Here is a 10250-nt window from a genome sequence, read left to right on the forward strand (position 1 = left end):
TATGGGCACCTATTTACATTTTTCCTGTGCATCTCATGAATATGCGATTTCTCAAGAATATGTGTATAAAATTGTTGCGTCAAATCATCAGACATTCCCCATACCGTTGGCCAAACGTTATAGTCAACAAATCTTATATGAAGATGGTGCCTGGTATGCACTTCTGGATATTGAAACATTATTTTTCCATACGGAAACAAAGGCAACATATTATATGATCATGAATAATTCTACGATTGCCCTGATGGTTGATACATTATTGGAACCAATGGAGCTAGCGGATACTTGTTGGCAGCCTTCAACAACACTGAAGGATACTTGGGCATATAAAAAGGAAAAAGAGATTTATTTGATTGAAGATATACTATTACAAAAGAGGATGAGTTGTTATGATTCAGATGACGGATAAAGAATTTGAAAATTTCTGCCGTGTAATGCAGGAGAACTATGGAATTGATCTTAAGAAGAAACGTGTATTAATAGAATATCGCATGATAGCAGAAGTAAAAAAGCGCGGTATGCATTCATTTCAAGAATTTTTAGATGCAATGGTCAAGGATGAAAGCAAAGAATTGCAATATACGATGATCAATCAGCTGACGACGAATTATACGTATTTCTGTCGGGAGATGGCGCATTATCACTATATTGAAACTGATGTTTTGCCCAATTTGGATAAAGATCTTAATGAGTTACGCATTTTAGTGGCAGGGTGTTCCAGTGGGCAAGAATGTTATACCTTATTGATGATGCTAGAAGAATATCGCTTGTTGCATGTATTGCCTTCGATTGCGATGGTTGGTTGTGATATTAACAATGCGGTATTACAAGAAGCAAGAAATGCTACTTACCCTATCAGGGCATTAAAAGAAATACCGGAAAGCTGGCAAAAACGTTATTTGCATATGGATGAAAACAATGAAAACTTCACGATATCGCCGAAATTGCAGGCGCAGGTGAGTTTTCAATTCCATAATGTCTTAGAACCTTTTCACACAGTGAAATATCAGATGATCATGTGTCGAAATGTCATGATTTATTTTGATGAGGCAGCTAGACGGCAGACAGTAAGAAATTTATGCAAGAATTTGGCAGTGCATGGATACCTTGTGTTAGGGCATGCGGAAGTTTTGATGGAGATACCCCAGGATATGGAATATTGTGGGCATTCCATTTATCGAAAAGTGTAAATACTTTGCATAAGAAAAGGGGTGAGAAAGTGGAAAACAACAGTTATCTTTTAGAAACTTTGAAAGAGTTTGGAAATATCAGCGGTGGTAATGCCGCAGCATCTCTTGCCTTGCTGATGGATACACAGGTATATTTATCAGTTAGCAAAGTGGATAAAATGACACAATTGGATTTAAAAACAAATGATCTAAGAGTGGAAGAACATATGATCAGTATTCTATTGCCATTTGACGGTGATATGGAAGGAATGTTGTTGTTTTTACTCAATCAGACCTTTGCCCAAACCTATTTAAAAAAGGTGATGCAACGGGATGTGTGTGCATATCAACTCCAAGAACAGGAATTAAAAATGTTAGAGGAAACTGCTAGCATTATGGCGAGTGCGTTTATGGAAGGAATTGCCTCGTATTTAAAATATGCTATCCGCATTCAGCAGCCAAGCATTACCATGGATATGAAGGGCTCCATCTTGAATGAAGTCTTAACAATGGCCGTACAGGATCAACATCAGGCGCTTCGCATTTCCCGAAGCTTCTGGGTGTCATCCTGTGAAACACCTAATGAGCTGATTTTTCTTGTTAAGGGAAACAGTGTTGATAAGCTATGCGCATCATTGGAGGTGAGTAGATGAAAGAAATCTTGGCAAAAGCCGGAGAAATCGTAGTTGGTGATCGTAATAGTATCATCACTGCTAAAGCACTTGGCTCTTCTTTAGGTATTTGCCTATATGATTCCTATGACCGTTGTGGCGGTTTTGTAGAATGTCTGTTACCTAAATGCACAAAGGATGAGCGTAGTTGTTATGTGGATGTCGGTATCCAGCAGCTATATGATCAAGTGACATCTATTTCTGAAAGTCACCAGCCTTTGATCGCGAAACTGATAGGGGGAGCAAGCTTGTTTCAGGGAAAGAATCAACAGCATGAAGATGATATCGGTCATCGAAACATCAAAATGGCCTATGATGTACTGATGCAGCTGCATATACCTGTTGTGGCTGCGGATGTCGGGGATACCTTTGGAAGAACATTGCACTTTCATTTAGATGATGGAAATGTGTATATTGAGACAAAACGAGATTTTATATATCATATCTAGGAGGATGACAAATGCAAAAGTTAAGAAGTATGAAAATATCAAAACAGCTGATTCTGACATTTGGTATCACTGTAATCATGTTTTTGAGTATTATTGTTACAGCTTTATATAGTGCGGCAACGATTTCCGATAATTATACAGATTTTTATGAAAAATCATTTGAAGTGGTAAAGACAAGTATGTCTACCCGCATTAAGAATATGGAAACGGTGCTTGCCGTAACCAAATCTTTGGCATATCACGACAAAGAAGAACAGGCCGCATTAAAGAAAGAAATTATGGAAAGTGTTACGGTTGTTGAAGAAAATTTAGGGCAGATGGACATGATGGATGATGCCTTAGTATCGGATGCAGAAGTCAGTAAGTTAACATCGGCATTAAATGAATTAAAAAATAATCGAGATAAGGTTTTAGATTTAATTGAACAGGAAAAATATGATGAAGCATCGAAGCTTTATCAGAATAAATATGAAGCTAGTTCCATAAAAATGCGAAATGAATTATCAAGTTTAGAGGCGAAAGTGAAAAAAGATGCTGCTCAAGCCTATAGTGATGGAAAATCAACCATTTCGAGAATGATGATCTTTATCGCTCTTACTTCAGTTATCATGGTGATCTTCCTTATTGCCATGTGGATTTGGGTATACCGTAATATCTCCCATCCAATCATTGAAATAAAGAAAGCAGCACGCGAATTATCAGAAGGCAATTTAAGAACAGAGATACAATATGAAAGTGGAAATGAACTTGGCGAATTGGCTGACAGCATGCGAGAAACAGTGAAAACTTTATCGTATTATAGTGATGAGATTGCCAAAAGTATGCGAATGATGGGCAATGGCAAATTAAATTATCGCAGTAATGTTAAATTCAAAGGGAACTTTATTGAACTTGGTACGGCTTTGGATGAGATATCAGAGCTGTTAAGCAATGCCATTATGAAAATCAGCACCAGTGCTGAATTAGTATCTGGGGGTGCTCAGCAAGTATCGAATGGGGCACAAATTCTTTCTCAAGGAGCCAGTGATCAAGCAGGCTCTATTCAGGAATTGGCTGCCAATATCAATGAATTATCACAAAGTGTAAAAAGCAATGCTGATGATGCTATCGTTGTTAGCGAATATGCGAATAATTTGAAGAATCAGATCATGGAAAGTCATGAACAAATGGAAAATATGTTAAAGGCAAATCATGAAATTAATGAAAATTCCAGCAATATCACAATGATCGTAAAAGAAATTGAAGATATTGCATTCCAAACCAATTTATTAGCTTTAAATGCTGCGGTTGAGGCTGCCAGAGCAGGAGAAGCAGGGAAAGGTTTCTCAGTGGTTGCGGCAGAAATTCGTAATCTTTCAGCGAAAACAACAGAAGCTAGTAAGTTGACCAGTGAATTGATTCGTAAGACAAGTCTATCGATCGAAAGCGGTAGTAAAATGATGGATAAAACATCTATAACATTACAAAATGTCGTAGAAAATGCACAACAAGTAACGGCCAATGTCGAGCGTATCAGTGATGTCAGCGTGCAACAATCAAAGGCGATTAGCCAAGTACGTCAAAGTATTGAACAAATATCTGAAATCGTTCAAGGCAATTCAGCTACATCAGAAGAAAGTGCAGCAGCCAGTGAAGAATTGGCAGCGCAGGCACAGGTGCTTCGTGAATTAGTTAATGATTTTGAAATATAAGAATATGGATAAGGAAGGTAGAAAATTTATGACAAAAAGAATACTTATTGTAGATGATGCTATATTTATGCGAACCATGTTGAAAAACATCCTTACGAAGGATACGGCTTATACCTATGATATCGTAGAAGCCAAAGATGGTGTAGAGGCGATAACTTTTATTGATGAACAGGAGTTTGATTTGGTATTAATGGATATTACGATGCCCAATATGGGAGGTATCGAAGCATTAAAAATAATAAAAGAAAAAAAGGCGAAATTACCGGTTGTCATGTGTTCGGCTATGGCTCAGGAAGCAATGGTAGTGGAAGCTATCCGTATTGGCGCTACCAGCTTTATCGTTAAGCCTTTTAATGCAAATGATGTTATTGAAGTTGTGCATAAGATCGTGCAGGAAGCTGTGTGATGATGTATGCTGAAAAATTATTCAGATCTTAATGCCCTGGCACGCGATGCCTTGCAAGAAATTGGTAATATCGGAACAGGAAACGCATTAACCGCGTTATCGTCTATGATTCATCAGACAATTCATTTACAAACACCTGCTGTACGTATTGTTCCTTATCAGGATGCTCAGGAATTATTAGGTGGCGCACAGACGGTAAAGGTAGGCATTTTAATTGAAACAAGTGGTGATATGAATGGAATCTTTATGTTTTTGTTAAATGAGACATTCACCCGTCAATTATTAGAAGGTGTATTAGGTAAAAGTACGATTGATCTTCGTGAACCTGATGAAATGTCACAAAGTGCTATTTGTGAAATTGGTAATATCATGTGCTGTTCTTATATAAATGCCATTGCTTCTATGACAGGCATGCAGATACATGTATCGGTTCCATCCTCATGCACAGACATGGCAGGCTCCTTGCTAAGTGTACCAATGATACATTTTGCACAAATGGGCGATGAGCTATTGTTTATTGAAAATTGTTTCCGTATTAATGCATGTGATTTTGTCAGTCATGTATTATTTCTACCAGAGCTTTCCTCTATTGAACACTTGTTGGAAAGATTGGGAGTTTCCTAATGCAAAAGAAGGTCATAGGAATTGGCGCTGCAGCGATAGGCAAAGAAGATGATGTTTTAATTTCCTATGCACTTGGTTCCTGTGTGGGTATTTGCTTATATGATCCTGTCGCCAAAATCGGTGGTATGGTTCATATCTTGTTGCCGGATAGCAAGTTAATACCTGATAAGCCAGATGTTTATCGTTATGCGGATACAGGGATTACGGCTTTATGTACAAAGATGCAGATAAAAGGGGCAGTGCGATCACGCATGTATGCGAAAGTTGCAGGAGGAGCATGTATGTTCGCCAGTGAAATCAGTACGAATATTGGCAAACGCAATGTGAATGCGGTTCGCCAGATCTTACAAAATTTAGCAATCCCTATCAAAGGGGAAGATGTCGAAAAAAACTATGGTCGCTCTATCTGGTTTTATTGTAGTGATGGCCTTGTCAAAGTGAAGTCCGCAAGAAATATCAATATAGAAATATAAGGAGAAACGCGTATGGAAAAGAATGGGAAGATTCTGGTAGTTGATGACAGTATCATGATCACCAGTCAGGTGGAACGGATTTTAAAATCGGAAACAATGGAATTAAAAATTGCCCATGATGGGAAACAGGCGATGCAAACAGTCATGGATTTTCAACCCGATCTCATTTTACTGGATGTAGAATTACCGGATACAAATGGCTTCACGCTATATGAAGAGATTCAAAAAAGAGCACCTCAAAATACCAAAATTATCTTCTTAACATCCCGTGATGATCATGATGCGGTATTGACAGGTATGACCCTTGGGGCAAGCGATTATATCAAAAAACCATTTGATGCCGACGAGCTACTGATTCGCATTATGTCGCAGTTGCGTACGAAACATAAAGAAGATGAGTTACAGAAAATGGAAGAGAAGGCGAGTGTATTGCATAATTTGGCATTTCGCGATGCATTAACCGGATTATTAAATCGCAATTATGTCGATCAAAAATTAAAGAATACATTGGATATCAATATTCCGATGATGTTAATCATTGCCGATATTGATGATTTTAAATATGTAAATGATTATTTCGGTCATGAAATCGGCGATATGGTTTTAATTGGTATTGCCAGTACGCTTGCTGCAACAGCTGCGAAATGGGAAGTGATACGCTGGGGCGGTGAAGAATTCCTCATCGTGTTTAAAGGTGTAACGCAACAAGACTGTACAGAGGTGGCGGAACAGATCCGTTATGCTGTAGAACATCTTCCTTTTCATAGTAATGGAGAAGATTTTCACTGTACGCTCACACAAGGCATCACCTGTTATGATCATGCATTGACCTTCTCAGAAAACGTTGAGATGGCAGATAAAGCTTTATATTATGGAAAACGTCATGGAAAAAATTGTTTTATCTGTTATGAGCATATGAAAGATCTGAAGGCAGGCGAAGTATTATGAGTTTTTTCGATGACAGTCTGTTAGATATGCTGGATGTATATATATATGAATCCAATGATCTTTTTGAACAACTGGATCGTATCCTATTGACACATCAACAAGATCACGCATTAACGAAAGAGGACATACATGCCATTTTTCGTGTCATGCATACGACGAAAAGCTCATCTGCGATGATGAATTTGACTGAGATTGCCAATTGTATGCATCGTTTAGAAGATGTGTTTGGCATTTTACGTGATGATCCACAACGCCTACAGTCTCATGAAGATACATTATTCACCCTTTTGTATGATGTATCTGATTTTATGCATCAGCAATTGGATATCATGAAGCAGGAATCTTATCAACCAGCGGATCCATCTTTTTTTATCAAGCGTATTGAAGAGCTGATGAATGCACTGCAACATAAAGAAGATGCAGAGACTAGTAAGATACCTAAACAAATACAAAAGCCAATCCCTGAACCTGAAAAAGCGGTCGGTGCGAATACGTTTTATTTACATCTTTTATACGAAGAAGGTTGTATGATGGAAAATGTAAGAGCCTATATGATGGTCTTACAATTAAAACCACTATGTCAACAATTGCATACATATCCTGAAGAATTAGAAAACAATAAGGATGCGGCATCTTATATCCAACAACATGGATTTTATCTGGCAATTACAAGCGACCATCCTGAACAGGCGATGAAGGTGGCACAGAATGCTTTATTTGTTCAAAGTTGTAAGCAGAAAGCATTAAAAGACACTCCATTTGCTCATGATGAGAAAAAGATGAATAAAAAAGTTGGTACATTAAAAGAACAGAAAGAAACATTTTTATCTGTAAGAACCGATAAATTAGACGAATTACAAAATCTGATTGGTGAAATGATGATTGCTAGAGAAACTTTAAAAGTGTATATGCAGACAACTGGTAATGATGCTATGGTAGATTTTTATAAACAAACCTTTGATAAGTTATATGATCATTTAGAAGAGGTCGTTATGTCTATACGGCTTGTCCCAATGGCTATTTTAGTACCTAAATTATCACGTGTGGTACACGATGTGGCGGTGAAAGAGGGAAAAGATGTGGTATTTAAGGTTGAAGGAGAAGATACGGAATTTGATAAAGAAATTGTTTATCGTCTTTTTGAACCGTTGATGCATTTATTACGCAATGCGGTTGACCATGGTCTGGAAAGTAAAGAAGAGCGTTTACGCAATAAGAAATCGTCGCAGTGCGAAATTATCTTGAACGTTGAGCAAAGCAATGGTGAAGTAAAAATTCAGGTAAAAGATGATGGGCGAGGATTAAATGCTCAAAGGATACGCGAAAAAGCGATAGCAAAGGGATTATTAGCAAAAGATGCACAAATAAGTGATCAGGAATTATATCAGTTTCTATTGATGCCAGGCTTTTCAACAAAAGAAGAAATCAGTGAAATCAGTGGCCGCGGTGTAGGTTTGGATGTGGTGAAACAGATGATTAATTCCAGTAACGGTCGATTAGCAATACAAAGTGAAGCAGGGAAAGGAACATCTTTTATCCTTTATCTGCCTTTGACACTTTCCATCATACCGGCACTGATCATTCGCTGTCATACGATTGTTTATGCAATTCCTATTCATGCGATTGAACATTTCTGTCCTTGGGATACTAATGTTTTTAGCGTACAAGGCCAACATGTGTATTATCGTTATAAGGAGATGAGTCTGCCTGTATTATTTCTTGATGAACTTTATCAACAAGTGGGGGATAAAACCATGCAAGAGCGTAAGAATAAGACCCTTATCATCTTAAATAGTCAAGGGATGAAGGCGGTATTGGCCGTTGATGAAGTCATCGAAACGCGAAATATCGTCGATAAGCCACTTCCAGGCGTATTACAAGATACGTATCAGCAGCATACAGGTATCAGTGGCTATAGTTTGTTAGGAGATGGACATATTTGTTATGATCTTCGTGCGGAAACTTTATTAAAAAATGCTTGGAAAGGCAGGGAATAATATGCAATATATCGGTTTTGATATTCAAGAGACACATTATGGCATAGCCTCAGACAATATTATTGAAATATTACAAGATGGTGTGATTACACCATTGCCTTGTGCACCACAAGGAGTTTGTGGCATGACCCATTATCAGGGAAGAAGTTATCCAGTTCTTGATTTATATGATATATTGGAAGTACCGGTTGATACATCGCTTAGCTGTATGATCATGGTAGAAACAAAACAGCATTATTATTTTGTGAATGTGCATACCATACCCTATTTGTTTGAAGATGGTGAAGCTATGGAGGTTCCTAAGGCTTTAGCAGACAGTGATATAGCAATCAAGCAGATTTTTAAGTGGCATGATCGCATGCAATTGATTATTTCGACAGAAAAATTATTTGCTTTTTTATTAGAACGTTTTCGCCATACGGCTTATCCATGGTGATAGTCATGCAGACATCCATATGAAGATGTCTGTTTTTTTGAATGGATGGTAGTCATATGTAGGAAGAAGGCAGAACATAAAAAGTTTCTAATACGTATCAGGAACAATAATATGATGATAAATGAAAAAGATATGTAAAAAATGATTATATTTTATGAAAACGATGAAAAGGTGGTTGACGGATTCCCAAAATAGGTGTAACCTAAACATAATCATATAAGGGAGGCAGTCATTATGGAAATTGAATACGTACAGGCAAAAACATTAAAGGAAAAACCCGCTTGGGATCAAAACCTTGGCTTTGGTAAATACTTTACGGATTATATGTTCACAATGGATTGGACAGTAAATAAAGGTTGGCACAATGCTAAAATAGAACCCTATGCGCCTATTTGTTTGGATCCGGCAACTCTGGTTTTACATTATGCACAGGAAACTTTTGAAGGTTTGAAAGCTTATAAAAGTAAGGATGGAAACGTACTTTTATTTCGCCCGGAAATGAATGCACGACGTTTTGCGAACTCAAATCGTCGTTTATGCATGGAAATTCTACCGGAAGAAATGTTTGTCGAGGCGATTGAAAAATTAGTAGCTCATGAAGTAGATTGGATTCCTACTGCAGAGGGAACCTCATTATATATCCGTCCATTCATGTTTGCTACAGAAGCAGCTGTTGGTGTGCATCCAAGCAGTGCCTATAAGTTTGTGATTATTTTATCACCAGTAGGTGCTTATTATCCGGAAGGTGTAAATCCGGTAAAAATCTATGTAGAAGATGAATATGTGCGAGCAACTAAGGGAGGCACAGGCTTTACAAAATGTGGAGGTAATTATGCCGCTAGTATTGCAGCACAGGTAAAAGCAGAAAAATTAGGCTATACACAGGTATTGTGGCTAGATGGTGTAGAACGTAAATATGTGGAAGAAGTTGGAACCATGAATGTCATGTTCAAAATTGATAATAAGATCATTACCGCACCATGTGATGGAACAGTATTGCCGGGAGTTACACGTGATTCTATTTTACATATCTTAAAAGATTGGGGATATGAAGTAGAAGAGCGTCACTTATCTATTGATGAGTTAATGGAAGCGGGAAGAAAGGGTAAGCTAGAGGAAGCGTTTGGTACAGGAACGGCTGCTGTTATTTCACCAGTAGGAGAACTTTATTATAAGGGTGAGACCGTAACAATCAATGATTTTAAAACGGGGGAACTGACTCAGAAATTATACGACACCTTGACAGGTATTCAATGGGGAAATGTAAAAGATACGTATGGTTGGACACGTATTGTTAAATAAACATTAAGCGAATAAAAAAACGGTTTTGACCGTTTTTTTTTTTTTTTTTTGTGGCGGGCATGCCACATATCTAGGGTGAAAATC

Annotated in this window: 12 protein-coding genes; all 12 read left to right on the top strand. The window is 37.7% G+C overall.

The genetic code is table 11. The annotated features are described in order from the left end of the window. The first annotated feature begins 1 nt into the window (after position 1). The 12 genes from AC1VS3_RS02325 to AC1VS3_RS02380 all read left to right on the top strand — a co-directional run bounded on the left by AC1VS3_RS02325 (position 2) and on the right by AC1VS3_RS02380 (position 10166). Positions 2 to 409, top strand: a complete 408-nt coding sequence (locus AC1VS3_RS02325) for a chemotaxis protein CheW (protein WP_008688941.1) — start codon at positions 2 to 4, stop codon at positions 407 to 409. Then, positions 390 to 1190, top strand: a complete 801-nt coding sequence (locus tag AC1VS3_RS02330; protein WP_008688940.1) for a CheR family methyltransferase — start codon at positions 390 to 392, stop codon at positions 1188 to 1190. Before AC1VS3_RS02325 ends, AC1VS3_RS02330 begins: the two co-directional genes overlap by 20 nt. Before the next feature lie 29 nt (positions 1191 to 1219). Beyond that, a complete protein-coding gene (locus AC1VS3_RS02335) occupies positions 1220 to 1822 on the top strand; it encodes a chemotaxis protein CheC (protein ID WP_008688939.1) in 603 nt (200 codons plus the stop codon). Beyond that, positions 1819 to 2289 (top strand): chemotaxis protein CheD, encoded by a 471-nt coding sequence (locus AC1VS3_RS02340; protein WP_008688938.1) that lies wholly within the window; start codon positions 1819 to 1821, stop codon positions 2287 to 2289. The genes AC1VS3_RS02335 and AC1VS3_RS02340 overlap by 4 nt, the downstream gene beginning before the upstream one ends. A gap of 11 nt (positions 2290 to 2300) precedes the next feature. Next, positions 2301 to 3980, top strand: coding sequence for a methyl-accepting chemotaxis protein (locus AC1VS3_RS02345; RefSeq protein WP_008688935.1), 1680 nt, complete (start codon positions 2301 to 2303; stop codon positions 3978 to 3980). 28 nt (positions 3981 to 4008) lie between these two features. Next, positions 4009 to 4386: a response regulator gene (locus AC1VS3_RS02350; RefSeq protein ID WP_008688932.1), complete on the top strand. Its 378-nt coding sequence runs from the start codon at positions 4009 to 4011 to the stop codon at positions 4384 to 4386. Between the two features lie 6 nt (positions 4387 to 4392). Next, complete coding sequence (locus tag AC1VS3_RS02355) at positions 4393 to 5010, top strand: chemotaxis protein CheC (protein WP_008688931.1); 618 nt, start codon at positions 4393 to 4395, stop codon at positions 5008 to 5010. Continuing rightward, positions 5010 to 5483, top strand: a complete 474-nt coding sequence (locus AC1VS3_RS02360) for a chemotaxis protein CheD (protein ID WP_008688929.1) — start codon at positions 5010 to 5012, stop codon at positions 5481 to 5483. Before AC1VS3_RS02355 ends, AC1VS3_RS02360 begins: the two co-directional genes overlap by 1 nt. Positions 5484 to 5495: 12 nt before the next feature. Continuing rightward, a complete protein-coding gene (locus AC1VS3_RS02365; RefSeq protein WP_008688928.1) occupies positions 5496 to 6431 on the top strand; it encodes a GGDEF domain-containing response regulator in 936 nt (311 codons plus the stop codon). Next, on the top strand, positions 6428 to 8428 hold the full coding sequence (locus AC1VS3_RS02370) for a chemotaxis protein CheA (protein ID WP_008688926.1): 2001 nt from the start codon (positions 6428 to 6430) through the stop codon (positions 8426 to 8428). The genes AC1VS3_RS02365 and AC1VS3_RS02370 overlap by 4 nt, the downstream gene beginning before the upstream one ends. A 1-nt stretch (position 8429) precedes the next feature. Next, the gene (locus AC1VS3_RS02375; protein ID WP_008688925.1) at positions 8430 to 8864 is read left to right on the top strand and encodes a chemotaxis protein CheW; all 435 of its coding nucleotides are present in this window, start codon (positions 8430 to 8432) and stop codon (positions 8862 to 8864) included. 234 nt (positions 8865 to 9098) lie between these two features. Continuing rightward, positions 9099 to 10166 carry a branched-chain amino acid aminotransferase gene (locus tag AC1VS3_RS02380; RefSeq protein ID WP_008688923.1) on the top strand — a complete coding sequence of 356 codons (1068 nt, stop codon included), beginning with the start codon at positions 9099 to 9101 and terminating at the stop codon, positions 10164 to 10166. Positions 10167 to 10250 lie beyond the last annotated feature (84 nt).

Source organism: Longicatena sp., from assembly GCF_982403165.1.